This window comes from Microbacterium sp. R1 (genome assembly GCF_015159725.1).
Lineage (GTDB): Bacteria > Actinomycetota > Actinomycetes > Actinomycetales > Microbacteriaceae > Microbacterium > Microbacterium oxydans.
Genome location: NZ_JADDUD010000001.1, coordinates 1042877 through 1068519, shown reverse-complemented (window position 1 = coordinate 1068519; position 25643 = coordinate 1042877). Strand labels below are relative to the sequence as shown.

At 66.9% G+C, this 25643-nt stretch carries 22 protein-coding genes; 10 read left to right on the top strand and 12 right to left on the bottom strand.

Features of this window, described 5'->3' with window-relative positions; genetic code table 11:
- The first annotated feature begins 43 nt into the window (after window positions 1-43).
- Window positions 44-1045, top strand: coding sequence for a hypothetical protein (locus tag ILP86_RS05455; protein ID WP_193761546.1), 1002 nt, complete (start codon window positions 44-46; stop codon window positions 1043-1045).
- A gap of 55 nt (window positions 1046-1100) precedes the next feature.
- On the opposite strand, the gene ILP86_RS05450 is transcribed toward ILP86_RS05455, so the two are convergent.
- The 7 genes from ILP86_RS05450 to ILP86_RS05420 are packed head-to-tail and all read right to left on the bottom strand — an operon-like array spanning window position 1101 to window position 9847.
- Entirely contained in the window at window positions 1101-2048 is a 948-nt protein-coding gene (locus ILP86_RS05450; RefSeq protein WP_193761545.1) for a formylglycine-generating enzyme family protein, read from the bottom strand.
- Window positions 2045-3838, bottom strand: coding sequence for a sulfatase (locus ILP86_RS05445; protein ID WP_193761544.1), 1794 nt, complete (start codon window positions 3836-3838; stop codon window positions 2045-2047). The genes ILP86_RS05450 and ILP86_RS05445 overlap by 4 nt, the downstream gene beginning before the upstream one ends.
- 54 nt (window positions 3839-3892) lie before the next feature.
- On the bottom strand, window positions 3893-4627 hold the full coding sequence (locus tag ILP86_RS05440; RefSeq protein WP_193761543.1) for an MgtC/SapB family protein: 735 nt from the start codon (window positions 4625-4627) through the stop codon (window positions 3893-3895).
- A gap of 25 nt (window positions 4628-4652) precedes the next feature.
- Entirely contained in the window at window positions 4653-5507 is an 855-nt protein-coding gene (locus ILP86_RS05435) for a dipeptide/oligopeptide/nickel ABC transporter ATP-binding protein (protein ID WP_193761542.1), read from the bottom strand.
- Window positions 5504-7318 (bottom strand): dipeptide/oligopeptide/nickel ABC transporter permease/ATP-binding protein, encoded by a 1815-nt coding sequence (locus ILP86_RS05430; RefSeq protein ID WP_193761541.1) that lies wholly within the window; start codon window positions 7316-7318, stop codon window positions 5504-5506. The genes ILP86_RS05435 and ILP86_RS05430 overlap by 4 nt, the downstream gene beginning before the upstream one ends.
- Window positions 7315-8256, bottom strand: a complete 942-nt coding sequence (locus ILP86_RS05425) for an ABC transporter permease (RefSeq protein ID WP_193761540.1) — start codon at window positions 8254-8256, stop codon at window positions 7315-7317. Before ILP86_RS05425 ends, ILP86_RS05430 begins: the two co-directional genes overlap by 4 nt.
- Before the next feature lie 52 nt (window positions 8257-8308).
- Window positions 8309-9847, bottom strand: a complete 1539-nt coding sequence (locus ILP86_RS05420) for an ABC transporter substrate-binding protein (protein ID WP_193761539.1) — start codon at window positions 9845-9847, stop codon at window positions 8309-8311.
- 180 nt (window positions 9848-10027) lie between these two features.
- On the opposite strand from ILP86_RS05420, the gene ILP86_RS05415 reads away from it, so the two are divergent.
- Window positions 10028-10699: a TetR/AcrR family transcriptional regulator gene (locus ILP86_RS05415; protein ID WP_193761538.1), complete on the top strand. Its 672-nt coding sequence runs from the start codon at window positions 10028-10030 to the stop codon at window positions 10697-10699.
- Between the two features lie 77 nt (window positions 10700-10776).
- Here ILP86_RS05415 and nrdF read toward each other — a convergent pair whose 3' ends face one another.
- The 4 genes from nrdF to nrdH are packed head-to-tail and all read right to left on the bottom strand — an operon-like array spanning window position 10777 to window position 14620.
- Window positions 10777-11754: a class 1b ribonucleoside-diphosphate reductase subunit beta gene (nrdF, locus tag ILP86_RS05410; RefSeq protein ID WP_193761537.1), complete on the bottom strand. Its 978-nt coding sequence runs from the start codon at window positions 11752-11754 to the stop codon at window positions 10777-10779.
- A gap of 50 nt (window positions 11755-11804) precedes the next feature.
- Window positions 11805-13949, bottom strand: a complete 2145-nt coding sequence (gene nrdE, locus ILP86_RS05405) for a class 1b ribonucleoside-diphosphate reductase subunit alpha (protein ID WP_046749771.1) — start codon at window positions 13947-13949, stop codon at window positions 11805-11807.
- Window positions 13946-14380: a class Ib ribonucleoside-diphosphate reductase assembly flavoprotein NrdI gene (gene nrdI, locus ILP86_RS05400; RefSeq protein WP_045263440.1), complete on the bottom strand. Its 435-nt coding sequence runs from the start codon at window positions 14378-14380 to the stop codon at window positions 13946-13948. Before nrdI ends, nrdE begins: the two co-directional genes overlap by 4 nt.
- Window positions 14381-14386: 6 nt before the next feature.
- Complete coding sequence (nrdH, locus tag ILP86_RS05395) at window positions 14387-14620, bottom strand: glutaredoxin-like protein NrdH (RefSeq protein WP_045263439.1); 234 nt, start codon at window positions 14618-14620, stop codon at window positions 14387-14389.
- 436 nt (window positions 14621-15056) lie between these two features.
- Here nrdH and ILP86_RS05390 point away from each other — a divergent pair, with 436 nt between their 5' ends.
- From ILP86_RS05390 to ILP86_RS05365, 6 genes are all read left to right on the top strand, one after another.
- Window positions 15057-16220, top strand: coding sequence for an MFS transporter (locus ILP86_RS05390; protein WP_227750915.1), 1164 nt, complete (start codon window positions 15057-15059; stop codon window positions 16218-16220).
- Window positions 16217-17131, top strand: coding sequence for a sugar kinase (locus tag ILP86_RS05385; protein WP_193761535.1), 915 nt, complete (start codon window positions 16217-16219; stop codon window positions 17129-17131). Before ILP86_RS05390 ends, ILP86_RS05385 begins: the two co-directional genes overlap by 4 nt.
- A 59-nt stretch (window positions 17132-17190) precedes the next feature.
- Window positions 17191-17949, top strand: a complete 759-nt coding sequence (locus tag ILP86_RS05380) for an alpha/beta fold hydrolase (RefSeq protein ID WP_046749774.1) — start codon at window positions 17191-17193, stop codon at window positions 17947-17949.
- Entirely contained in the window at window positions 17946-19103 is a 1158-nt protein-coding gene (locus tag ILP86_RS05375; RefSeq protein ID WP_193761534.1) for an acyl-CoA dehydrogenase family protein, read from the top strand. The genes ILP86_RS05380 and ILP86_RS05375 overlap by 4 nt, the downstream gene beginning before the upstream one ends.
- An 83-nt stretch (window positions 19104-19186) precedes the next feature.
- A complete protein-coding gene (locus ILP86_RS05370; RefSeq protein WP_045263434.1) occupies window positions 19187-19654 on the top strand; it encodes an Lrp/AsnC family transcriptional regulator in 468 nt (155 codons plus the stop codon).
- Window positions 19651-21045 carry an aspartate aminotransferase family protein gene (locus ILP86_RS05365; protein WP_046749776.1) on the top strand — a complete coding sequence of 465 codons (1395 nt, stop codon included), beginning with the start codon at window positions 19651-19653 and terminating at the stop codon, window positions 21043-21045. The genes ILP86_RS05370 and ILP86_RS05365 overlap by 4 nt, the downstream gene beginning before the upstream one ends.
- Before the next feature lie 42 nt (window positions 21046-21087).
- Here the strand turns inward: ILP86_RS05365 and ILP86_RS05360 are convergent, their stop codons facing one another.
- Window positions 21088-22629, bottom strand: coding sequence for a PucR family transcriptional regulator (locus ILP86_RS05360; RefSeq protein ID WP_193761995.1), 1542 nt, complete (start codon window positions 22627-22629; stop codon window positions 21088-21090).
- A 102-nt stretch (window positions 22630-22731) separates the two neighbouring features.
- Between ILP86_RS05360 and ILP86_RS05355 the strand changes: the two genes are divergently transcribed.
- Window positions 22732-24216 carry a CoA-acylating methylmalonate-semialdehyde dehydrogenase gene (locus tag ILP86_RS05355; RefSeq protein ID WP_193761533.1) on the top strand — a complete coding sequence of 495 codons (1485 nt, stop codon included), beginning with the start codon at window positions 22732-22734 and terminating at the stop codon, window positions 24214-24216.
- A 31-nt stretch (window positions 24217-24247) separates the two neighbouring features.
- On the top strand, window positions 24248-25636 hold the full coding sequence (locus ILP86_RS05350; RefSeq protein ID WP_193761532.1) for an aspartate aminotransferase family protein: 1389 nt from the start codon (window positions 24248-24250) through the stop codon (window positions 25634-25636).
- The last annotated feature ends 7 nt before the right edge of the window (window positions 25637-25643 follow it).

The window sequence follows — 25643 nt, the reverse complement described above, 5'->3', positions numbered from 1 at the left end:
TCGCTCCCGTGCGGTGTATTCGGGAGAGGTGTAGGTTGCGGAGATGGAGCCGATCCGAGTGGGGCTCGTGGCGGACCCGGCTTCGCCCACCGTCGTCGCGCGTCGGATGACCGATCTCACACCGCCGGTCGCCGCGCAGGCCGACGGCTGGATCGTCGAGCTCCTCAGCGAGCCGTTCACCCTCGGATCCGAAGACGTCGACGTCGCCCTCGAACGACTCCGCGCACACGCCGAGCAGAACCGGTGGGACCTCGTCGTCGGCGTCACCGAGCTCCCGCTTCGCGACGACGACGGTCGCTATCTACTGGCGGCGATCGATCCTCGACGCCAGGCCGCAGTGCTGTCCCTGCCCGCACTGGGCGGTTACCGGGTGCAGAGCAGGGCACGCCACGCAGTGCGCGGGCTCGTCAGCGGAATGGCTGCTCCCGCCTCGCCCGAGGAGCAGCGTCTGCCGCTTCCCCGCCTCAGCGCCCGGGGGCGCGTGCTGCGGGGCATGGTGCTGGCGAACCGTCCGTGGCTTCTCGCGGCCGGCCTCAAGTCCGCGCTGGTCGCAGCCCTGGCCACCGGGGCCGTGGCGACGATCGAGCCGACGGTGTGGTCGCTCGCCATCTCGCTGTCCGGCTGGCGCCTGGCGGCCGCGACCGTTGCCTCCATCGCGATCCTCATCGCCTGGATCGTGATCGACGGCAGGCTCTGGGACCGCCCGGACGACGACTCGACACAGGCGCGCGAGAGATCCCGCCTCTACAACACCTCGACGATCCTGACGCTGACCATCGGCATCATCATCTGCTACCTGGCGTTGTACGTGGTGAATCTGGCCTGGGCGCTCTTCGTGCTCGATACGACCGTGATGAGCGAAGCGCTCGGGCGGACGGTCGACGTCGAGGATCTCTTCGTGCTCACGTGGTTCGTCGCATCGGCGGCGACGCTCGGCGGGGCTCTGGGCACGGGTTTGGAATCCGACGACGCGATCCGCGCCGCCACCTACTCGAAGCGTGAGGAGGATCGACGCGCCCGCCTGGCGGACGAGAAGTGGGTCTGAGGGTTTCCATGCACGGATCTTGCCACGGGCTCCGACATCGGCACGGGGCGCGCAACTATCCGTTCTCCGCCGCCACAGTTCGGAAACCCAGGTTTCCCGACGTCGAATCGGGGGCGCTCGAACTGCGCGCGGACACACGGTATCGATTGCAGTACGAGTCGTGGCAGAGGTGAGATCCCCCGCGCATCACCCGAAACCTTCCAGAGTCCGGACCGAGCGGATCGTGTTCCGCCGATCGAGAGTAGTAGTCGGCGGCGAACCAGTCCTGACACCACTCCCAGACGTTGCCTGCCACGTCGTACAGTCCATAGCCGTTGGCCGGGAACGCGCCGACCGGGGACGTCCCGACATATCCATCGGCACCCTCATCGTGAATCGGGAATCGTCCCTGCCAGATGTTGGCACGGTGTTCGCCCCCGGGTAGGAGGTCGTCTCCCCACGCGTAGCGCGCGGCAGCCAGCCCTCCTCTCGCGGCATACTCCCACTCGGCCTCGGTGGGCAGCCGCCGTCCGGCCCAGAGGCAGTACGACACCGCATCCGTGAACGCGACATGGGTGACGGGATGCTGCCCTCCCGCGGCGCTCGAAGCAGGACCACGGGGATGCCGCCACGATGCACCGACGACGTCGAGCCACCACGGCGCAGCATCCGAGCGCCCCCTGATCGACTCTCCCTCGGCGACGAATGCCTGGAACACCGCGGAGCTGCCCAGTCTCTCCGCGGTCGTCACATACCCCGTAGCCTCGACGAAGCGCGCGAATCGGTCAACCGTGACTGGCGCCGTATCCATACGGAACGCGCTCATGCGCACCTCATGCACGGGACTCTCGCCATCGCCGGGGTACCCCTCCGCGAACGCATCTCCCATCGCGAAGACTCCGCTCGGGATCCGCCGCTCGTCCGGAGGAGCCGGACGCACGGCGGACAGGCGCAATGCACGGGGAGGGAGCTCGCCCCGCAGAGATGTCTGCGGGGCGCAGCAGCCCCCCTCATGAACCGTCATGCTCCGGCGGCCACGGCGGACGCCGACTGCCCCGCAAGCCTGGCGTCCAACGCGAGGAGCGAGTCCAGATCGGCTTCGACCTTCATCGCCGCCACCTCGAGGAGGGTCATCGCACCTGCCATATGCGTCATGTAGGGATTGTCGAGGAAGGGAAGGACGTCGAGCACTGCTGCCTTCACGACGTCGTCCGCGAACAGCACCTCGATCGGGACGGTCGCCACGATGGAGTCGGGTCCGAGGTCCGCGGCGGTCGGTGCGGCGCTGAGCCCGCGTTGCACCTGCTCCCATTGCGCGGCGATGAGGAGGTGCTCCTCGGTCACCTCTCCCCTCACGGGGAGCCCGAGACGCGCGAACTGCTCCGGCGGCGCGTCGCTGGCCCGCATCTGCTCCACCAAGAGCTTCGCCATGCGCAGCTCCAACTGTTCGTCCTGGAGGGGACGATCCTGGCTGGGGTCCTCATCGAGATCGAACAGCAGGGTGCCATAGGACCAGGGGCTGCCGAACGCGAACCCGGGAACCTTCAGCACCGGGGCGCCCTTCGTGAACGAGAAGCCGGGATGCAGTTCCGCCTGGGCGAGCTCCGAAGGCGCGAAACGTCCGCCCATGTGGGTCGGCATGAGCGTGTAGTCGAAGAGCGGGGAGTTCGACTCATCCGCGCATGCGCGCATGTAGACGTATCGGCCGTCGGTGACGTTCACATGACCGCCGGCATTTCCGAAGAGCCCCGCAGCGCGGATCGGCTCGTCCGCGTCGATCGTTCGGGCCAACGCCCGCCCCTGCATGTCGGGAGTGGGTGGAACTCCGAAGAACTCCAGCAGTGTCGGGCCGAGGTCGATCGTCTGCACGAGCGACGCGCGCCGCTCCCCCGCGACGCCCGAACGCGGATCCCACACGAAGAGCGGGATGTGGATGTTCTCGTCGAACCAGGGCTGCACATTCTTGCCCCACCAATTGTGCTCGCCGAGGAGGAGTCCGTGATCGGTGCAGACGATGAGCATGGTGTCCTGCCACATGTCGTTCTCGTCCATGAAGTCGAGGACGCGACCAAGGGACTTGTCGCACATGGTCACCAGGGCCATGTATTCGTTCCGCAACTGCTCGACCTCGGACTCGTCCTCGATGACGCGGCGGTAGGCCGGCCAGTCGAAGCTCGGGCCCTCGTAGTCCGAGTCGTACAGCCGCCGATACTGCTCGTAGCTGAAGAAGGGCTCATGCGGGTCGAACGCCTCGATCTGCAGATACCAGTCGTCGGCATCGACGTTCGTGCGCAGGAACTCCATGCCCGCGTCGAAGGTGAGCGTCTGAGGGTGATCGGCCTCATCCTGTAGATGGGCACGGTTGATCCAATCCTGTCGCCACACCCGATCACTGCGGTTGACCACGGTGTCCGGGATCTCCGGATCGGCGACGCTGCCTTTCCATGCGTCTCCCTCCTGTCCGCGGAAGAACTCGAATGTGGAGAATCTTCCGTGATACGTCGCCCCGCCGTCTCCCCAGTAGTGCCGGTTGTCTGTGACGAGGTGCGTGTAGACCCCCGCATCACGGAGCATCTCCGGAACGGAGTCGTCGAAGGGCTCCAACGGACCCCACGAGCGGTGCAGGAAGTTGTACCGTCCGGTGTGCATCTCGCGCCGAGCCGGCACGCACGGCATCGATCCCGCGTAGCAGTTGTCGAACGTCGCCGTGCGTTCCGTCAGGCGTGTGAAGTTCGGAGCCACCACCTGTTCGGCACCGTAGGGAGGCAGGAGCTTCCGGTTGAGGGTGTCGTACATGACCATGATGGCTTTCATCGTTGCTTCTCCTTCTGTGTGCCCTCGACCGATGTTCTCGAGAGAGGGATCGTGTCAGTCATCGGCGTTGTCTTCCGCCCACCAGCGCACCGACATGACCTTGGGATCGAGGCTGATGCGCTGGACGGCGCGCTCGAGGACCCCGGCATCCGCATCCGAGCTGGCCAACAGATCCGCATGGACCACCACGCGAGAGTTCTTGCCGCTGGAGGACTGTATGGATCGCAGAGTGAGTTCCGGGCGGTTCACTGCCTGCAGGACGAGGGCTCGCACCCGCTGCTCGCTCTTGTCGTTCGTCTTCGCCTCGAGGATGTACTCGATGGGCTGAAGCGGACCGTCGTCGTCTTCGGTGCTTTCGAGGTCGGGGGATCGACGGCGACTGTTGATCAACCTGCTGACGGGACGCATGACCGTGTTGGCGCCCACGATGAAGGCGACGCCGACGAGCGCCAGGATGTAGAGTCCGGCGCCGGCGAGCGACCCGATCGCCGCTGCGCACCAGAGTGTCGCCGCCGTGTTGAGCCCGCGGATGTTCAGTCCCTCTCTCAGGATCACGCCGGCACCCAGGAAGCCGATGCCGGAGACGACCTGCGCAGCCACTCGAGTCGGGTCAGCCGTGACGCCCTCGAAGCCGTAGGCGCCGAGCACGACGAACAGCGCGGATCCTCCGGCGACGAGGGCATTCGTGCGGATCCCCGCCATGCGGGAGCGCCACTGACGTTCGAGGCCGATGGTCGCACCGAGCAGGATCGCCGCGGCGATCCTGAGCGACAGGTCGAACGTCTCCATGCTCAGATCCATGGGGATGCGCCGCTCATACCGCCTCGATCATGGCTTGCGCCTCGTCTTCGAGGATGCGCCGCCGCTCGGCACGACGCTCCTGCTGCTCCGCCGGATGGGGTACCGGAGCTGCCATCAGAAGACGGCGGGTGTAGGAGTGCTCCGGATCCGCCGTGACCACGTCTCCGCGCCCGAACTCCACGATGTCGCCGCGGTACATCACGGCGACCCGGTGGCTCACATGACGGACGACGGCCAGATCGTGCGAGACGAAGAGCAAAGCGACGCCGGTGCGCTCCTGGATCTCGATGAACAGATCCAACACGCGAGCCTGCGTCGACAGGTCCAGAGCCGACACCGGCTCGTCGCACACGATCAGCTTGGGGCGGAGCGCCAACGCGCGCGCGATGGCGACACGCTGCCGCTGGCCTCCGGAGAACTCCCGCGGCAGCCGACTCCCCGCGTCATCGGGGAGACCCACCTGGGAGAGCAACTCCGTCACCCGCTCCCTCGCGACGTCAGCGCGCACGCCCTGCACGCGCAGGGGCTCGGCCAGGATGTCCTCGATGCGCAAAGCGGGATTCAGCGATCCGTACGGATCCTGGAAGACGACCTGGATGTCGCGTGCCAACTGTCGGCGTCTCGAGCGCACCGCATTCGTGATGTCGGTCCCCGCGAAGCGGATGGACCCGCCGGTGATCGGCGCGAGCCCGAGGATGGCGCGTCCGAGGGTGGTCTTGCCCGATCCCGATTCGCCGACGAGACCGACCGTCTCGCCGGGACGGACGTCGATCGAGACGCCGTGCAGGATCTCGACGGGTTCCCGACGCCACCCCTTTCGCGGATAGGCGACACGGAGGTCAGCGACCTCCAGCAGCGGAGCGGTCACAGCGCGGCCTCCTTCTGAGCGGACTCGGAGCTGTCTGGGGCACCCTCGTAGTCCGGGCGGGCCGCCCCCCCATCGAGGATCGACCCGAGCAGCATCCTGGTATAGGCGTGCTGGGGGGCGTCGAAGATCTTCGCGACGGTGCCCGTCTCGACGACGCGACCGGTCTGCATCACCACCACCCGGTCACAGAGATCGGCGACGACGCCGAAGTTATGCGTGACGAGCATCATCGCCATCCCACGCTCGCGCTGCAGATCACGAAGGATGTCGAGGATCTCTGCCTGGACGGTGACGTCGAGCGCCGTGGTCGGTTCATCGGCGATGATCAGATCGGGCTCTCCGGCGATCGCACCGGCGATCAGCACACGTTGCGCCATCCCTCCGGAGATCTCGTGCGGGTAGGCGTCGAACACACGCCGGGGGTCGGGGATCCCGACCCTGGCGAGCAAGGACAGTGCCCGCTCCCTGGCCTCCGCCTTACGGAGCTTCGAGACGATCACGAGGGGCTCCATCAGTTGTGCGCCGATCCGATACGCCGGGTCGAGGTTGCTCATCGGCTCCTGCGGGATGTACGCGACGCGGGTGCCTCGCAAGCGCGCCGCTCCCGTTCTCGGATCGAGCTCCTTCCCCTCGAAGAGGATCCGTCCGCCGACGACTCGGCCGCCGGGTGGCAGCAGGCCGAGGATCGAGAACGCCGTCTGAGACTTGCCGGACCCCGACTCCCCCACTACGCCGACGACCTCGCCAGGTCGAACGGCGAACGACACCGACTCCACGACCGCCTTCACTCCGCCGTCGCGATCCGGATAACCCACGGACAGGTTCTCGACGCGCAGCAGTGCGTCGTTCGCATCGGACTCGTCCGCCACGACATGCTTCTCGACCGTGCGCGCGGCCGTGGTGGAGGCCGTTGCCGCTGTTGTCGTCGCGCTCAACGCGGCGTCGGTGCCTTCCAAGGCATCGCGCACCGCATTGCCCAACAGCACGCACGCCGCCACGAACAGTCCGATCGCTAGTCCGGGCCAGATCAGCATGGTCGGAGACTTGTACATCGCCGCGAAGGCGTCCTGGAGCATCCCTCCCCAGGTCGGGGTGTTCGGATCGCCGAGACCGATGAATTCGAGTCCGGCCTGGATCACGACCGCGATGCCGGCAACGAAGGCCGCCTGGATGATGATCGGCGCGCGCACGGCGAACAGCACATGCCGGCCGATGATCGCGGCGTCGGAGAGACCGGAGACCCGGGCAGCGTCCACGTACAGCTCGTTCTTCACCCCCATGACGAGGTTGCGCACCAGCCGATAGAACTGCGGTGCGACCATCACGCCGAGCACCGCCATGGTGATGAGAGTGTTCGGTCCGATCACGGCGAACAGCGCGACGAGCACGATCTTGCTCGGTAGCACCAGCACCAGGTCGGACACCCATCCCGCTGCCAGGTCGAACGTTTTGCCGAAGTACCCCGAGATCAGACCGACGCTCACCCCCAGCAGCACGGAGATCAGAACGGTGACCGCGGCCCCGGCGAGCGTGAGCTGACCGGCCACGAGGAGGCGGCTGAACACGTCGCGCCCGGAGGCGTCGGCGCCTAGCAGATGACCGTCGGTGCCCGGCGGCACATTGGCGGCCGTGATGTCGACGTAAGCGGGATCGAACGGAGCGATCAGGGGCGCGACCGCACTGATCAACACGATGAGGACGATCGTCGCGAGCGACGCCGCGCCGAGCGGGTTGCGCAGCACCGCGCGCATCACACTGGGCCTGTCACGACGGCGGGCTGTGGCGATCGCCTGAGTTGTGGGAGTGGTCATTGCACACGCACCTTCGGACTCGCCCAGCCGTTGACCAGGTCGATGAGCAGATTGACGACGATGACGACGACAGCCATAGTCATGACGACGGCCATCACGATCGGGATGTCGCCGCGCAGGGTCGCGTTGAGCGCCAGCATCCCGAGGCCGGGAATCGCGAAGACCTTCTCGATCACGACGGACCCGCCGATCATCGCGATGAACTGAAGGCTGAGCACCGTCATGGCAGGGCCCAGCGAGTTCCGCAGGATGTGGTTGGCGATCACGCGCCGTTCCGGCAACCCACGCGACCGCAGAGTGCGCACGAAATCCTGCCGAGACACGTCCAGCACCGACCCTCGGATCTGTTGGGCGGCTCCGGCGATCCCTCCGATGGTGATCGCGATCACGGGGAGAGTGATGGAGAGCAGCCAGCCGCTGACGCTCTCGGTCGGCTGCACGTATCCGGTCGCAGGGAACAGAGGAATGCTAATCGCCAACGTCAGCACGAGGATCAGTGCCACCCAGAAGTTCGGGAGGGCGACGCCGATGACGGACACGACCTGGACGACCTTGTCCACCCAGCCGCGACGGATCGCCGCGACGACACCGAGCACGACGCTGATCACGGCCACGGCGATGAGTGAGACGACCACGATCGACAACGTCACCCCGAGACGCGAGACGACGGCATCCGTGACCGACTCGGCGGTGAACCACGAACGACCGAAGTCGCCCCTGACCATGTGCGCGAACCACTCGCCGTATTGCACCAGCAGCGGCTGGTCGATGCCGAGCTCGGCCGCTTTCGCCTCGACCTGGTCCTGCGTGGCCTCGGGTCCGAGGATGCTTCTGGCGATATCGGCGCCGCCCGCGTACATCAACGCGAAAGCGACGAACGAGATCGCGACGACGAGCACGAGGCCCGCCGAGATCCGTCTCATGAGGAATGCCAGCACGTTCAACTCCTTCGGGGTGCGGGGCCGACCCGAGGCCAGCCCCGCACCAGGCTCACTTTGCGGGCGCGTAGCTCGACAGGTAGGGGACGTTGCTTCCGAGCTGCATCTGCGTGGCCGTTCCCGCGTCCGTCAGCTGGATCACCGAGGTGAAGAGCCAGATCCCGAACCAGGCGTTCTCCGTGATGTACTCGTTCACGGCCTGGTAGGCGGCAGTCTGCGCTTCGCCCGTCGAGGCCTGAACTTCCGCGAGGAGTGCGTCCAGCTCCGGTGTCGTCGTGTGCAGCGGGTTCCAGGCGCCGTCCAGGGAGACCATCTTGAAGATGTCGCGCCACGGGTGCCCCGAGCTCGATCCGAAGGAGGCGATCGCGTACTTGCCGCCCAGCAGATCGCCCACCAGGTTCTCGGAGGCCACCTTGTCCCAGGTCACCTTGATGCCGACGTCGGCGAGCTGCTGCGTGATGTAGGGCTGTGTCAGATCGCCCTTGACCTCGGGCATCGTGATCTCGAAGCCGTCGGGGTAGCCGGCGTCCGCGAGCAGCTCCTTCGCCTTCTCTGGGTCATACGGGTACGCGTCGTCGAGGTCGCCGACGAAGGCCGGGCTGTCCGGGTTGAAGATCTGCTGGGATTGTGCGCCGTTGCCTCCGTAGATGTTCTGGACGATGGCTTCACCGTCGATGGCATGGTTGAGGGCCTGACGCACGCGGATGTCGCCGAGTGCCGGCACCTGCGCGCCGTCGCGATCGAACACGATGAGCCCGAGCCAGGTGACCTGCGCCTCGTTCACCGTGAGTCCGGCGGCCTCCGCTTCCTTGAGCACGCTGGCATCAACGTCTGTGGTGTTCACCTGCCCGGATTTGATGGCGTTGAGTCGTGCGGTGATGTCCTCCATCGGCTTGACGACGACCTTGTCGTACGGATAGGCGTCGGGGTTCCAGTAGTCCGGATTCCGCACGTAGCTGTACTGGCTGCCGCGGATGGTCGCATCCGCGTCGAGCAGGTAGGGCCCGGAGCCGACCGGCGTGGTGGCGAACGATTCGGTGCCGAAAGCCGCCGGGGACGCCATCGCACCAGCCACGAGCGAGAGGTAATAGGTGAACGCGGGGTCGGGAGCGCTCAGACGGATCTCGACGGTCAGATCGTCGATCACGACGACCTCCTGCACGAGGCCGACCATGTAGACGGCGACGCCGGTGCCCGACTGCAGGTGTTCGATGTTGGCCTTCACGACATCCGCGGTGAACGGAGTTCCGTCGCTGAACGTGATGCCGTCGCGGAGAGCGAGGGTGAGGATGGTGTTGTCCTCGTTGTAGGTGTATTCCTCCGCCATGTTCGGTTCGATCTCGCCTGTCGGCGTATAGCGCAGGAGGGTGTCGTACACGGGCTGCCAGTACTGCACCTGGAAACCGGTATCGAGCTGGCCGGTGTCGAATGACGCGACATCCTGACGAGCGGCCACCGTCAGGGTCTGCTCGCCATCGCCCGCGCCTCCCCCGCCGTCCGCGGCGCTCCCCCCACCGCACCCCGTGAGAACGAGCGCCGCGCTCACCGCGACGGCGACACCGCCCACCAGTTTCTTCCATGACGATCGCATAGGACCTCCTTGTCGAAATGCTGCTGCGTATGAGGCGAGCCCCCGCCTCGCGGATAAAGTTACCGTGCACTTGGTCGGTTTATCAATACCCAATCTTGTTAAGTTTTGGCGCAGGTGCCCGTCCTTCGCGGCCAGGAGAACGCCGCTCGCTAGTCTGAGAGCACCGCGAAAGGACCCTTCATGACAGCCGCTTCCGAACCCGAAGCACCTCGCAAACGCCGCAACCCCAAAGGGGAAGCCCGACGTGAGCACATCCTGGAGATCGCGGGCGAGATCTTCTCGGAAGGTGGTTATCACTCGGCGTCGATCGCCGATATCGCGGCAAGGGCAGGCATCTCCCAGGCCGGCCTGCTGCATCACTTCCCCTCGAAGCCCGACCTTTTGCTCGCGGTGTTGACCGCGAGGGACGCGGACGCGATCAGGCAGTTGCGAGACGGTGATCTCACGGGCGTGGCGTACGTGAACAGTTACCTGCGCACGCTGAAAGACCATGAATCCGACCTGGCACTCGTGCAGCTCAACGCGATGATCTCCGCGGAAGCGCTCGCCGACACCCATCCCGCGCACACCTACTTCGTCGAGCAGCACCGCCAGCGACTCGACGATTTCACCCGCAGCATCAGCGAGACGTTCGATTTCGCGGCGATGCCGGCCGGAGTCACCGCCGAGACCGTCGCCCGCTGGGCCATCGCCCTCGCCGAGGGGATGCGCCTGCAGATCCTCTATGAGGAGGACGGGGGCGCGAACCGCGCCGACACCCTCGCACTCTTCTTCGAGAGCCTTCGCCCGTACCTGCGCGATTCACGGCCGATCTCTTCCGACCCCGTCGAGGAGTCCTCCGAACGGGAGTGACGATGATCCCGCAGGTCGACGAAGCCCCCGGCGGCCGCTCGATATGAGCAGCCACCGGGGGCATTCTCGATCTGGACTCAGAAGTCCCAGTCGTCGTCTTCCGTGGCCTCGGCCTTGCCGATGACGTAGGACGAGCCCGACCCCGAGAAGAAGTCGTGGTTCTCGTCGGCGTTCGGCGAGAGCGCCGACAGGATGGCCGGGTTCACGTTCGTGACGCTGGAGGGGAACATCGCCTCGTAGCCCAGGTTCATCAGGGCCTTGTTGGCGTTGTAGTGCAGGAACTTCTTGACGTCTTCGGTCAGACCGACACCGTCGTAGAGGTCCTGCGTGTACTGCACCTCGTTGTCGTAGAGCTCGTACATGAGCGAGAACGTGTAGTCCTTGAGCTCATCGCGACGCGCCTGGGTCTCGTTCTCGAGGCCCTTCTGGAACTTGTAGCCGATGTAGTACCCGTGCACGGCCTCGTCACGGATGATGAGGCGGATCAGATCGGCCGTGTTCGTCAGCTTCGCCTTCGACGACCAGTAGATCGGCAGGTAGAACCCCGAGTAGAACAGGAACGACTCCAGCAGGGTGGAGGCCACCTTGCGCTTGAGCGGGTCATCGCCCTGGTAGTAGTCCATGATGATCTGAGCCTTCTTCTGAAGGTTCGGGTTCTCCGTGGACCAGCGGAACGCCTCATCGATCTCCTTCGTCGACGCGAGCGTCGAGAAGATCGAGGAGTAGCTCTTCGCGTGCACCGACTCCATGAACGCGATGTTCGTGTACACGGCCTCTTCGTGAGGAGTGATCGCGTCGGGGATCAGCGACACCGCACCGACCGTGCCCTGGATCGTGTCGAGGAGCGTGAGCCCCGTGAACACCCGCATGGTGAGCAGCTGCTCGTCGGGGGTGAACGTGTTCCACGACTGCACGTCGTTCGACAGCGGCACCTTCTCCGGCAGCCAGAAGTTGTTCACCAGACGGTTCCAGACCTCGAGGTCCTTGTCGTCCTGGATACGGTTCCAGTTGATCGCCTGCACGCTGGAGACCAGCTTGAGTCTTTCGGGAGTCATTTTCTTCGTCGTTCCTCGGGGTTCGGCCGCGTTCTCAGGTCAGCAACAGGTCAGAGCATGCACGAGACGCACTCGGCCATGTCGGTGCCCTCGAGCGCCAGCTGACGCAGGCGGATGTAGTAGATCGTCTTGATGCCCTTGCGCCATGCGTAGATCTGCGCCTTGTTGATGTCACGCGTGGTGGCGGTGTCCTTGAAGAACAGCGTCAGCGACAGACCCTGGTCGACGTGCTGCGTGGCCGCGGCGTACGTGTCGATGACCTTCTCGTAGCCGATCTCGTACGCGTCCTGGTAGTACTCCAGGTTGTCGTTCGTCATGAACGCCGCCGGGTAGTAGACGCGGCCGAGCTTGCCTTCCTTGCGGATCTCGATCTTCGACGCGATCGGGTGGATCGACGACGTCGAGTTGTTGATGTACGAGATCGAGCCGGTCGGCGGCACCGCCTGCAGGTTCTGGTTGTAGATGCCGTGCTTCTGGATCGACGCCTTCAGCTCGGCCCAGTCGTCCTGTGTCGGGATGTGCTTGCCGGCGAACAGCTCCTTGACCTTCTCGGTCTCGGGAACCCAGGCGCGGTCGATGTACTTGTCGAAGAACTCCCCCGACGCGTAGGTCGAGTCCTCGAACCCGTCGAACGTCGTGCCGCGCTCGATGGCGAGCTTGTTCGACGCGCGCAGCGCGTGGAACAGCACCGTGTAGAAGTAGATGTTCGTGAAGTCGATGCCCTCTTCGGAGCCGTAGTACACGTGCTCGCGAGCGAGGTAACCGTGCAGGTTCATCTGGCCCAGGCCGATGGCGTGCGAGCGGTCGTTGCCGTCCTCGATCGAACGAACCGAGCCGATGTGGCTCTGGTCGCTGACCGCGGTCAGTGCCCGGATCGCGGTCTCGACGGTCTGGCCGAGGTCGTCGGCGTCCATCGACAGCGCGATGTTCATCGAACCGAGGTTGCAGGAGATGTCCTTGCCGATGTTGTCGTACGACAGATCGTCGTTGTACGTGGTCGGCGTGTTCACCTGCAGGATCTCGCTGCAGAGGTTGGACATGTTGATCCGACCCTTGATCGGGTTGGCCTTGTTCACCGTGTCTTCGAACATGACGTACGGGTAGCCGGACTCGAACTGGATCTCGGCGACGGTCTGGAAGAACTCGCGCGCGTTGATCTTGGTCTTCTTGATGCGCGGGTCGTCGACCATCTCGCGGTACTTCTCGGTGACCGAGATGTCGCCGAACGGAACGCCGTAGACCTTCTCGACGTCGTACGGCGAGAACAGGTACATGTCCTCGTCGTTCTTGGCGAGCTCGAACGTGATGTCGGGCACGACGACGCCCAGCGACAGCGTCTTGATGCGGATCTTCTCGTCGGCGTTCTCACGCTTGGTGTCGAGGAAGCGCATGATGTCGGGGTGGTGCGCGTTGAGGTACACCGCGCCGGCGCCCTGACGCGCACCGAGCTGGTTGGCGTAGCTGAAGCTGTCTTCGAGGAGCTTCATGACCGGGATGATGCCAGAGGACTGGTTCTCGATCTGTTTGATCGGCGCACCCGACTCGCGGATGTTCGACAGCAGGAGTGCGACGCCGCCGCCGCGCTTGGAGAGCTGCAGCGCGGAGTTGATGCCGCGGGCGATCGACTCCATGTTGTCTTCGATGCGCAGGAGGAAGCAGCTGACGAGCTCGCCGCGCTGCGCCTTGCCTGCGTTGAGGAAGGTGGGGGTCGCGGGCTGGAAACGACCGGAGATGATCTCCTCGACGAGGGCCACGGCGAGCTTCTCGTCGCCGTCGGCGAGACCGAGGGCGGTCATGACGACGCGGTCCTCGAAGCGCTCGAGGTAGCGCTTGCCGTCGAACGTCTTCAGCGTGTAGCTCGTGTAGTACTTGAACGCGCCGAGGAACGTCTCGAAGCGGAACTTCTTGCCGTAGGCGAGGTCGTTGAGCTTCTGGATGAACTCCATCGAGTACTTCTCGATGACGGCGCCCTCGTAATACTCCTTCTCCACGAGGTAGTCCAGGCGCTCCTTGAGCGAGTGGAAGAACACCGTGTTCTGGTTCACGTGCTGCAGGAAGTACTCCCGCGCGGCGCGCTTGTCGGCGTCGAACTGGATCTTCCCGTTCGCGTCGTACAGGTTGAGCATCGCGTTGAGGGCGTGATAGTCGAGACCCTCGTAGGAGGGGTTCGCCTTGAATGCCACTGTCTCGGTCACTGAAGCTGCCACCGTCGTTCCAATCCGTCGCTCACGCGATCCACATCGTCTTGTGTGCCGAAGATCTCGAGCCGATACAAGTGAGGCACGTGGCACTTGCGGCTGATGATGTCACCGGCGAGGCAGAAGGCATCGCCGAAGTTGGTGTTCCCCGCGGAGATCACTCCGCGGATGTGGCGTCGGTTGCGCTCGTCGTTGAGAAACCGGATCACCTGTTTCGGAACGGCGCCCTTCTCGACGCCGCGCCCCGCTCCCCCGCCGTAGGTGGGGGTGACCAGCACGAAGGGCTCGTCGATGACGAGGTCTTCTTCGTTCCGGTGGAGGGGGATGCGTCGGGACGGGAACCCGAGCTTCTCGATGAAACGCGCGGTGTTACCCGAGACGCTCGAGAAGTAGACCAGGAGCGGCGCTGCGGTCGCGACGGCGCTCATGGTGCGTCACGCCAGACGGGACGCGAGCTCGTCGATCTTGTCGGGGCGGAAGCCCGACCAGTGGCCCTCGTCGGTGACGACGACGGGTGCCTGCATGTAGCCGAGCGCCTTGACCTGCTCGAGCGCCGTCGGATCTTCCGACAGGTCGAGGACCTCGTACTCGATTCCCTTGGCATCCAGGGCACGGTAGGTGGCGTTGCACTGAACGCAGGAAGGCTTGGTGTAGACCGTGATCGACATCTTTTTCGTAACCCCTCAAATCTCTGGCCTGCTTCTCATACAGGCTGTTTCCCGGTAGACCCCCTGCCGGGACTTCAATACTACATATGGGGACCGACATTGGGGGCGACCACAAGGGGTAGTAGTTACATCCGTGTAGTTATCCACCGTTCTCAACAGATACAACACAGGTTCTCCACCGTTTCTTCCACAGGCCGAGCCCCCTTCCGAAGGCACGCGAACCGCGTGAAATCGCGGCTGGGAAGCCCCTGTGAGCGATCCATCCACAGGGGGCACGTTACGACGCCCCACCGACATTCGGATTCCTGTGGAATTCACCCTTCGGCGTGTCGCGGGCGTGTCGCGGATCGCCCCATCCGCGACCGGCCCCGCGGGCCGGTACCGTTGTCTGGTGGCGGGATATCGGGATCTTCTTCGCACGCCGGGAGTGGCGCGCATGATCGCTGCTCAACTGACCGCGCGCTTCCCCAACGGGATGATGTCGCTGGCGATCCTGCTGCACGTCGAGCAGCAGACCGGCTCCTACGGGTCCGCTGGTCTCGTCCTCGCCGCGACCAGCGTCGGCCAGGCGATCGCCGGCCCCATCACCAGCCGTTGGATGGGCGCCTGGGGCATGCGTCGAGTGCTCACTCTCACCCTGTCGGTGTGTGTGGTGGCCGTACTGTGTCTGGCTCTGCTTCCGCTCGAGGTGCCGGGGTACATGGCGCTCGGGATGATCGCCGGCCTCTCCACCCCACCGGTGCAGGCCGCCGTGCGCACGATCTACCCCAAGCTCGTGAACTCCTCGAACCTCACCCCGCTGTTCTCCCTCGACGCGTCGCTGCAGGAGATCATCTGGGTGCTCGCGCCCGTCGTGATCACACTCGTCTCGACCCAGATCGGCACCGCCGAGGGTCTGCTGCTGGTCGCGATCATCCTCGTCGGCGGCGGCGCGTGGTTCATCCTCTCCCCCGAGGTCGGGCGGGTGCGCATCCCGCGCAGCCGCAACGCCCTCGGAAAAGTCGTGCTCAAGCCGCCCGTGATGCTGGCGACCGTGATCGGGTTCCTCCTGATCGGAGCCTGCGCCGCCGTCGAGGTCGGCGTCGTGGCGACCTTCGAGCACGGAAGCCTCGCCGCCGGACTCGTCCTCGCCGTGTTCTCGGCCGGAAGCCTCGCCGGTGGTCTCGCCTTCGGCCACATCCCCATCGGGCCCTGGGCCATGGCCCGCCGTCTGCTGATCGTCACGATCGGCCTCGGGCTGACGATGGTCATGCTCAACGTGTTCTGGCTGGGCGCCACCCTCATCCTCGCCGGCATCGGCATCGCGCCCGCCCTGGCGGTGCTCTTCGCGATCACCTCGGCCAGCGTGAAGTTCAGCGAGACCGCTGAAGCCTTCGGCTGGGCCGGCACCGGACAGCTCATCGGCGCCGCCGCCGGTTCCGCTGTCGCCGGCTTCCTCGTGGATGTGGGCGACTGGCGCGGCGCCTACCTCGCCGCCACCATCTTCGCCGCGGTCGGACTGATCGTGGCCGTCGTCTTCGTCCGTTCCTTCCCGGACCTGCGTCACCGCGACGCGAGCCCCCACCCCGACACCGAACCCCTGGCGGTCACCCCCTCATGAGCTCTCCCTCCTCCTCCTTCCCCGAGATCGTCTGCATCGGCGAGACCATGGCGCTGATCACTCCGACCGACTCCCGGCTCGCCGAAGCCGCCGAGGCGTCGGTCGGACTCGCCGGCGCGGAGTCCAACGTGGCCGCCGGCGTCGCCTCGACGGGACACCGCGTCGCCTGGGCATCCCGCCTCGGCGCCGATCCGCTCGGAGACCGCATCGCCTCCGAGCTCGAACGCCGCGGGGTGGAGCTGTGGGTCGAGCGCGACGACGCCGCCCCGACCGGGGTCATGTTCAAGGACCCGGGCGCGGAGTCCTCCTCCGTCTACTACTACCGCAGCGGATCAGCCGCTTCGCGCATGGAGCAGGGGTTCCTCGACCCCTCCCGCCTCGACGGGGTGCGCATCGTGCACACCACCGGGGTCACGCCAGCACTGTCGGCCTCGTGTCGGCAGATGGTCGACCGGCTCTTCACCGATGCACGCGCAGCCGGCGCCCTCGTGTCGTTCGATGTGAACGACCGTCGTCCCCTGTGGAGCAGGGACGATGCCGCCGAGACGCTCGCCCGCCTCGCCGACGCCGCGGACATCACCTTCGTCGGCCGCGATGAGGCCGAGCGCATCTGGGGGACGGTGACCCCGACCGAGATCCGCGCGTTCCTGCCGAACTGCGCCCTGCTCATCGTCAAGGACGGCGATGTCGGCGCCACGGCGTTCGAGGGGGAAGCCGAGCCTGTCTTCGTCCCCGCCCCCGTGGTCGACGTCGTCGAGCCGGTCGGCGCCGGGGATGCCTTCGCCTCCGGTTTCCTCGCGGCGACCCTCGACGGAGAAGACCTCACCTCACGCCTCTCCGCCGGTCACGCGGCCGCGGGGCGCGTGCTGACCATCGCGGCCGACCTCCCGCCTCTGGTGCCACTGCGCTGATGCGCGCGAGACTGCGCGCTCCGGGGACCCCGGCACGTCCCCGGTCATAGGCTGGGGGCATGGCCGCACCGCTCACTCTTCCCCGCCTCTCGTGGGGGTCGCCGTCGGCCTCCCGTCGCGCCCTTCTGGTGCACGGTCTCGGGTCTTCAGGCGCACTGATGTGGCGTCTCGGCGACGCTCTCGCCGACGCGGGCTGGCACGCGACCGCCGTCGACCTCCGCGGCCACGGCGACGCTCCGCGTTCCCTCGACTACTCGGTCTCCGCCTATGGGGCCGACCTCGCCGAGACCATCCCCGACGGCGACCGTGCCTGGGATGCCGTCATCGGTCACTCGCTCGGTGGCGCGGCCAGCACGGTCGCCGCGGCCTCCAGCCCGGAGTGGACCCGGCGCCTCGTGCTCATCGACCCGGCGATCCACGTGGACGGTCGCGACGCCGCGATCATCCGCCGGAGCCAGGAACGCGCGTTCGCCGACACCCGGATCGAGGTCGTGCAGCAGGAGCATCCGCACTGGCATCCGCAGGATCAGGAGCTCAAGGTCGACGCCGTGCGGCGTGCGAGCGCGTGGGCCGTGGAGCAGACCAGCGCCCAGAATCGACCGTGGGACGTGCGCGCAGAAGCGGCGCGCCTGACGGTCCCCACGCACGTGATCGGCGCGGATCCCGCCGTCTACAGCATCTTCACGGGAGAGCTCGCCGACGAGGTGCTCGCCGCGAACCCCCTCATCTCCCTATCGGTGGTCGAGGGTGCAGGGCACTCCCTGCACCGCGACCGCCCGGAGGAATCGGTACGGCAGCTTCTGGAGGCACTGGCATGACATTCGATCCCGCAGCATTCCTTCCCGACGCCCTCCTCGAGCGCATCCGCGAGCGCGCGCCGATCCACGACCGTGAGAACACCTTCCCTCAGCAGGACCTGGACGAGCTGCGGGCTGCCGGGTACCTGTCGATCCTGGTGCCACGAGAGCGCGGTGGCGCGGGACTCGAGCTCGCCGAGGCCGCGCTCCTGCAGCAGCGCCTGGCGGGGGCGGCCCCGGCGACAGCCCTGGCCATCAACATGCACCTCGTCTGGACGGGCGTCGCGAAGGTCTTCTCCGACCGCGGGGTCCCCGGCCTCGAGTTCGTGCAAGACGGCGCCGTCGCTGGTGAGGTCTTCGCGTTCGGCATCAGCGAGGGCGGCAACGACCTGGTGCTGTTCGGCAGCGACACGGCGGCTGTGCCGGACGGGGACGGCGGCTACTCCTTCACGGGAACGAAGATCTTCACCTCCCTCGCCCCGGTCTGGACGCGCCTGGGCCTGCACGGTCTCGACACCACCAGCCCCGATGCCCCGAAGCTGGTCTTCGCCTTCGTTGAGCGCACGGATGCCGTCACCACCTCCGACGACTGGGACACCCTCGGCATGCGGGGCACGCAGAGCAGGACCACCCGGCTGAACGGCGCCGTGTCCGACGCCGCCCACGTCGTGCGACGCATCGATCCGGGGCCCAGCCCCGACCCGATCGTGTTCGGGATCTTCTCGGTCTTCGAGATCCTGCTCGCCTCCGTCTACACGGGGATCGCCCGGCGAGCGTTGGAGCTCGCGGTGGCCACGGCGCAGAAGCGGCATTCGAAGAAGACCGGGCTCGCGTACAGCCAGGATCCCGACATCCGCTGGCGCATCGCCGACATGGCCATCGCCTACGACGCGCTGCCCCCGCAGATCGCCGCGCTCGCACGCGATGTGGATGAGCGCGTCGATCACGGCGCGCGGTGGTTCCCCCAGCTCTCCGGTGTCAAGCATCGGGCGATCACGATGGCCAAGCACGTCGTCGACGAGGCGATGCTCGTCGCCGGCGGCGGGTCGTACTTCTCGGCCAATGAACTCTCGCGCCTCTACCGCGACGTTCTGGCCGGAGCGTTCCACCCGTCCGACCCCGAGTCCGCGCACTCCACGGCGGCGAGCGCCTGGCTGGGACCGCTCGAGAGCTGAGATTCCTGCCGATTCCGCTGGACGAATAGCCAGATTCCACGAAATCGGTTGCTCAGCGCATCGTGGAGTGCGAGGATCGCACCATGAGTCCGGCGAAGAAGCACCCTTCCCTCGATGCGGTCTCGAAGACGATCGTCGAGCTGCTCCAGGAGGACGGACGACGTTCGTACTCCGAGATCGGCCGCACCGTCGGGATGAGCGAAGCCGCCGTGCGCCAGCGCGTGCAGCGGCTCACCGAGTCCGGCGTGATGCAGATCGTCGCCGTCACCGACCCGATGCAGCTGGGCTTCCACCGCCAGGCCATGATCGGCGTGCGCGTGTCCGGCGACGCCCGCCGCGTCGCCGAGGCCATCGCCGCCATCGACGCCGTCGACTATGTGGTCATCACGGTCGGATCCTTCGATGTCCTCGCCGAGGTGGTCTGCGAGGACGACGACGACCTGCTCGCGCTGATCAACGACGTCATCCGCCCGATCGACGGCGTCCTCTCCACCGAAACCTTCATCTACGCCAAGCTGCAGAAGCAGCTCTACAACTGGGGGACCAGATGAGCACCGCACGCACCATACCTTCCGAGTCCGCACTGCAGACGATGGCGAAGGACCATCTCTGGATGCATTTCACCCGGCAGTCCACGATGGCCGAGTCGGGCGTGCCCATCATCGTCAAGGGCGAGGGGCACCGCATCTGGGATGCCAAGGGCAAAGAGTACTTCGACGGGCTCGCCGGCCTCTTCGTCGTGAACGCAGGGCACGGTCGACGTCGACTGGCCGAGGCTGCCGCGGCGCAGGCTTCCGAGCTGGCGTTCTTCCCCCTGTGGTCGTACGCGCACCCGGCCGCGATCGAGTTGGCCGATCGTCTCGCCGACGAGGCGCCGGGCGACCTCAACAAGGTCTTCTTCTCCACCGGCGGCGGCGAGGCGGTCGAGACCGCGTTCAAGCTCGCCAAGCACTACTGGAAGCTGCAGGGCAAGCCCGCCAAGCACAAGGTCATCTCGCGGTCGGTGGCCTATCACGGCACGCCGCAGGGAGCCCTGGCGATCACCGGCATCCCCGCGATGAAGTCGATGTTCGAGCCGATCACCCCCGGTGGCTTCCGCGTGCCGAACACCAACTTCTACCGCGCGGCCGAGATGGGCGGACCCGCCGACGACCTCGAAGCGTTCGGACGCTGGGCGGCCGACCGCATCGAGGAGATGATCCTCTTCGAAGGCGCCGACACGGTCGCCGCGGTCTTCCTGGAGCCGGTGCAGAACTCCGGCGGCTGCTTCCCACCCCCTCCCGGCTACTTCGCCAGGGTGCGCGAGATCTGCGACCGCCACGACGTGCTGCTCGTCTCGGACGAGGTCATCTGCGCCTTCGGGCGTCTCGGTCACACCTTCGCCTGCACGGGTCTCGGCTACGTGCCCGACATGATCACCTGTGCCAAGGGCATGACCAGCGGATACTCCCCGATCGGCGCGACGATCGTCAGCGACCGCATCTACGAGCCGTTCTCGAAGGGCGACCTGTCCTTCCCGCACGGCTACACGTTCGGCGGGCACCCGGTGTCAGCCGCGGTCGCACTGGAGAACCTCGCGATCTTCGACGAGGAGGGACTGAACGCGCACGTGCGGGAGAACTCCCCGCTGTTCCGTGCAGAGCTCGAGAAGCTGCTCGACCTGCCGCTGGTCGGCGACGTGCGCGGCGACGGCTACTTCTTCGGCATCGAGCTCGTGAAGGACAAGGGCACGAAGGAGACCTTCGACGATGCCGAGTCCGAGCGGCTGCTGCGCGGCTTCCTGTCACCCGCCCTGTTCGAGGCCGGGCTGTACTGCCGCGCCGACGACCGCGGCGACCCCGTGATCCAGCTCGCGCCGCCGCTCACGGTCGGACCGTCCGAGTTCCGGGAGATCGAGCAGATCCTGCGGGATGTGCTGACGCGCGCGCAGTCCGTACTCTGACCGTCCCGGCCACGACGGCGCCACGACGGCGAGGACGCAGGGTCAGGCCACGGGCGTCGCGCTACGCCTCGCCAGCAGTGCGAGATGGAGCGCGGCGAGCGTCTCCCCGTCGTCGAGGTCCGCGTCGAGCAGATCGCCGATCAACGTGAGGCGCTGATAGAAGACCGACCGCGAGAGGTGACTGGCGTTCGCCGCCGCTGATCGATTCCCGGGGTGTGCGACGAGCGCCGACAGCACGTCGATCAGGTCTCCTCGGCGCTCCCGGTCGTACGACACGACCGGCGCCAGCATCCGCTCGCTGTGCGCGAGAAGGCGATGGTCGTCGCGCAACGAGGCGACGAACCGCTCCAGCGGACGGTCGTCGACGCGCCGCACGCGGGGACCGCTGTCCGAACGGTCGCTCGCCGCCAGATCGCGCGCGGCCCGAAGCGAGGCGAGCAGCCCCAGCACGTCATCCGCAGGGGGCCCCACGAAGACCGTGCGGTCGAGGCCGACGAGGCTCGTGACGATCGCATCCGTCAGCGGAGCGGATGCCGGCAGCGACAGCAGTGCGACATCGTCGTCACCCACCCGCGCGGCGACCACCGCGACCCCGGCCCTGGCCGCGCGGTGCGCGAGGTGCACCGCAGATTCCGTGCCGCGTGCCACGATGCCGTGGCAGTGCCGCCCCGCGAGCATGAAGCCGCTGGTCGCGAGACGGGCCTGGATGTCATCCGGACTCGCGAAGCGGGCGCCGAGCAGATCGTCGATGAGGCCGCGCTGCGCGAGCAGCGACCATTCGGAGTCACCGCCGTCCGCGAGGCATCCGAATGCGAGGGCCGTAGCCCCCTGTTCGAGCACGGTGAGCCGGCCGGCAGGATGCGCAGGTCCGGGGAGTGCGAGGAGGGTCCCCCACCGCACGCCGCGCGCCTGTACGGGCACACGGTCGGCCGAGCGCAGCTTCCCCAGCGCCTCCGCGACCGGCATCCGCAGGGTCTCGTGCGCGATCACCTCACGCGCCAGGTTCTCCAGCACGACGGGTGCGCCGAGCGCTCTCGCCGTCTCCGCGACGACGACGTCGGCCGGAGCTCCGCGCAAGCTGAGCGCCGTGAAGAGCTCGTGCAGGTGCTGGCGTTCGCGCAGGGCCATGGTCTGCGCCGCGATCAGCGCGCGGTGCACGGTCTCCGTGACCGTGACGAACTTGATCTCGCTGGTGAGTGCGATCAGTGCGAGCCCGCGCTCCGTGCACACCTCGACGACGGCCTCCGGGATGCGCGCCTGGCCAGAGCCGAGCTCGACCACGATACCCGCGACCCCGGCCTGATGCAGTCCGACCGCGAAAGCACGCAGTTCCGCCGGAGCGGTCGGCCAGCCGGCCCCGGTGCTGAGCAGGAGCTCCCCGCCGTCGAGCAGACGGGCGACACCGGCACTGTCGGACACGTGCACCCAGCGCACGGCGGCATCGAGCGCCCCACCGCCGACGATCACCTCCGGAGCGCCCGCCTGCAGCACAGGCTCCGCGAGGACGTCGGCGACCGTGAGGAGGGCGTCGCCACGAACCGGACGATCTGTCCGGATGGAGCGGAAGTCCTGACGTTCTGACATCACGACCAGCTCCTCGGCTCTGTGATCATTGAGGAGCACAAGCCTATCGGACACCGGTCAGAGTGTTCGAACGGCGCATTCTTCAGCCCTCGGAGGAACATCGTGGACATCGTCCGTCACGTCATCAACGGAGCGGAGACCGCCGAAGCGGCCCGCACCGGCCAGGTCTTCGACCCCGCCACCGGCCAGGTGTCGAAGCAGGTGGCCTTCGCGTCCACCGCCGAGGTGGACTCCGCGATCGCCGCCGCAGCCGCCGCCCTCCCCGCCTGGCGCGAGACGAGCCTGATCAAGCGCGCCGATGTGTTCTTCCGCCTGCGCCAGCTGCTCAAGGAGCGCACGCCGGAGCTCGCCGCGATCGTGACGAGCGAGCACGGAAAGGTGCTCTCGGATGCAGCGGGCGAGGTGTCGCGCGGCATCGAGAACGTCGAGTTCGCCGCCGGCCTCGTGCACCTGCTCAAGGGCGAGCGCAGCGAGCAGGTGGCCCGCGGCGTCGACGTGCACTCGGTCAAGCAGCCGGTCGGCGTCGTCGCGGCGATCACCCCGTTCAACTTCCCGGTCATGGTGCCGCTGTGGATGGTGGCCTCGGCCATCGCCTGCGGCAACACGGTCGTCCTCAAGCCCAGCGAGAAGGACCCGTCCGCCTCCGTCTGGCTCGCGAAGCTCTTCAGCGAGGCGGGCCTGCCCGACGGAGTGCTCAACGTCGTCAACGGCGACAAGGAGGCCGTGGACGCGATCCTGGACTCCCCGCGCGTCAACGCGGTGAGCTTCGTCGGCTCCACTCCGATCGCCCGCTCGATCTACCAGCGTGCCTCGGCTGCAGGCAAGCGCGTGCAGGCCCTCGGTGGCGCGAAGAACCACATGGTCGTGATGCCCGACGCCGACATCGACGCGGCAGCCGACGCCGCGGTCTCCGCCGCCTACGGATCCGCCGGCGAGCGCTGCATGGCCGTCTCCGTGCTGGTCGCGGTGGGCGACATCGCCGACGACCTCGTCACCGCGATCGCCGACCGCATCGGCGACCTCACGATCGGCGCGGGCACGGATACCGCGAGCGAGATGGGTCCGCTCATCACCCGCGAGCACCGGGACAAGGTCGCCTCCTACGTGACGGGCGCTGAGGCCGAGGGCGCGAAGGTCATCGTCGACGGCACGCAGAAGGAGTTCGACTCGGAGGGCTTCTTCCTGGGTGTCAGTCTGATCGATCAGGTCGCCCCCGGCATGAAGGTCTACGACGACGAGATCTTCGGCCCGGTGCTGTCGGTCGTCCGCGTCGACACATACGCCGACGCGGTCGCCCTCGTGAACGCCAACGCCTACGGCAACGGCACCGCGATCTTCACGCGCGACGGCGGCACGGCCCGTCAGTACGAGTTCGACATCGAGGTCGGCATGGTCGGCGTGAACGTTCCGATCCCCGTGCCGATCGGCGCCTACTCGTTCGGCGGGTGGAAGGACTCGCTGTTCGGCGACTCGCACATCTATGGCCCCGAGTCGGTGCACTTCTACACGCGCTCCAAGGTCGTCACCACCCGCTGGCCCGACCACACCCCCTCCCAGATCGATCTCGGTTTCCCGAGCAACCACTGACTTCCCGAGCAACGACTGAGCGGACACGACGATGACGAACTTCACCGACCGACACGGGGTCGCACACCCGCTGCCCGCCCCTGAAGCCGAAGCGCAGGTGCGTGCAGACGACCGCGGGCACGTGTTCCACTCCTGGAGCGCGCAGGGCCTGATCGACCCGCTGCCCGTCGCCGCGGGCGAGGGATCGACCTTCTGGGACTACCAGGGCAACCCCTACCTCGACTTCTCGAGCCAGCTCGTGAACCTCAACCTCGGGCACCAGCATCCCGATCTGGTCGCCGCGATCCAGCAGCAGGCCGGACGCCTCGCGACGATCCAGCCCTCCATCGCCAACGACGTGCGCGGCGAGCTCGCACGTCTGATCGCGGAGGTCGCGCCCGAGGGGTTGGAGAAGGTGTTCTTCACCAACGGCGGCGCCGAGGCCAACGAGTACGCGGTGCGCATGGCCCGCCAGTTCACGGGACGCCGCAAGGTGCTGTCGATGTACCGCAGCTACCACGGCTCCACCTCGACGGCGATCTCGCTCACCGGCGATCCGCGGCGCTGGGCCAACGACACGGTCGACTCCGGTGCCGTGCGCTTCTTCGGACCGTACCTGTACCGCTCTCCGTTCCATTCCGAGACTCCGGAGCAGGAGGCTGAGCGGGCGCTCGCACACCTCGAGCAGACGATCCAGCTGGAGGGGCCGCAGACCATCGCGGCGATCATCATCGAGACGGTCGTGGGCACCAACGGCGTGCTCGTCCCGCCGCCCGGGTACCTGCAGGGTGTCCGCGAGCTGTGCGACCGCTACGGCATCGTGTACATCGCCGACGAGGTCATGGTCGGATTCGGCCGCCTGGGCGAGTGGTTCGGCATCGACGCGTTCGACGCCAGCCCCGACCTGATCACCTTCGCGAAGGGCGTGAACTCCGGCTACGTTCCGCTGGGCGGCGTGGTGATCTCCGACCGCATCGCGAGCGCGTTCGACACCATGCCGTTCGCCGGCGGACTGACCTACTCGGGACACCCGCTGGCGTGCGCGGCGGGTGTCGCGACGTTCGAGGTGTTCCGTCGCGACGGCATCCTGGAGCGGGTGCGCGACCTCGGTGAACGTGTGGTCGGTCCGACCGTGCGTTCCTGGGCCGAGAAGCACCCGAGCGTCGGCGATGTGCGCGGTCTCGGACTGTTCTGGGCGGTCGAGCTGGTCCGCGACCAGGAGACGCGCGAGCCTCTCGTGCCGTTCAACGCCTCGGGCGCAGAGGCCGCACCCATGGGGGCCTTCGCCGCAGCAGCCAAGAAGGCCGGAGTCTGGCCGTTCACGCACTTCAACCGCGTGCACGTGGCCCCGCCGCTGGTGATCAGCGAAGACGACCTGGTGCGCGGTCTCACCGCGCTCGACGAGGCTCTCGCAGTCGCCGACGAGGTCGCCGCGGGCTGACGACACG

Coding starts and splice junctions, on each gene's coding strand:
- nrdF (WP_193761537.1), bottom strand. CDS start 11,754: ATGACTCCCGAAAGACTCAAGCTGGTCTCCAGCGTGCAGGCGATCAAC.
- ILP86_RS05385 (WP_193761535.1), top strand. CDS start 16,217: ATGAGCTCTCCCTCCTCCTCCTTCCCCGAGATCGTCTGCATCGGCGAG.
- ILP86_RS05375 (WP_193761534.1), top strand. CDS start 17,946: ATGACATTCGATCCCGCAGCATTCCTTCCCGACGCCCTCCTCGAGCGC.
- ILP86_RS05450 (WP_193761545.1), bottom strand. CDS start 2,048: ATGACGGTTCATGAGGGGGGCTGCTGCGCCCCGCAGACATCTCTGCGG.
- nrdH (WP_045263439.1), bottom strand. CDS start 14,620: ATGTCGATCACGGTCTACACCAAGCCTTCCTGCGTTCAGTGCAACGCC.
- ILP86_RS05360 (WP_193761995.1), bottom strand. CDS start 22,629: ATGTCAGAACGTCAGGACTTCCGCTCCATCCGGACAGATCGTCCGGTT.
- ILP86_RS05350 (WP_193761532.1), top strand. CDS start 24,248: ATGACGAACTTCACCGACCGACACGGGGTCGCACACCCGCTGCCCGCC.
- ILP86_RS05440 (WP_193761543.1), bottom strand. CDS start 4,627: ATGGAGACGTTCGACCTGTCGCTCAGGATCGCCGCGGCGATCCTGCTC.
- ILP86_RS05415 (WP_193761538.1), top strand. CDS start 10,028: ATGACAGCCGCTTCCGAACCCGAAGCACCTCGCAAACGCCGCAACCCC.
- ILP86_RS05445 (WP_193761544.1), bottom strand. CDS start 3,838: ATGAAAGCCATCATGGTCATGTACGACACCCTCAACCGGAAGCTCCTG.
- ILP86_RS05370 (WP_045263434.1), top strand. CDS start 19,187: ATGAGTCCGGCGAAGAAGCACCCTTCCCTCGATGCGGTCTCGAAGACG.
- ILP86_RS05420 (WP_193761539.1), bottom strand. CDS start 9,847: ATGCGATCGTCATGGAAGAAACTGGTGGGCGGTGTCGCCGTCGCGGTG.
- ILP86_RS05430 (WP_193761541.1), bottom strand. CDS start 7,318: ATGACCACTCCCACAACTCAGGCGATCGCCACAGCCCGCCGTCGTGAC.
- ILP86_RS05455 (WP_193761546.1), top strand. CDS start 44: ATGGAGCCGATCCGAGTGGGGCTCGTGGCGGACCCGGCTTCGCCCACC.
- ILP86_RS05365 (WP_046749776.1), top strand. CDS start 19,651: ATGAGCACCGCACGCACCATACCTTCCGAGTCCGCACTGCAGACGATG.
- ILP86_RS05390 (WP_227750915.1), top strand. CDS start 15,057: ATGATCGCTGCTCAACTGACCGCGCGCTTCCCCAACGGGATGATGTCG.
- nrdI (WP_045263440.1), bottom strand. CDS start 14,380: ATGAGCGCCGTCGCGACCGCAGCGCCGCTCCTGGTCTACTTCTCGAGC.
- ILP86_RS05380 (WP_046749774.1), top strand. CDS start 17,191: ATGGCCGCACCGCTCACTCTTCCCCGCCTCTCGTGGGGGTCGCCGTCG.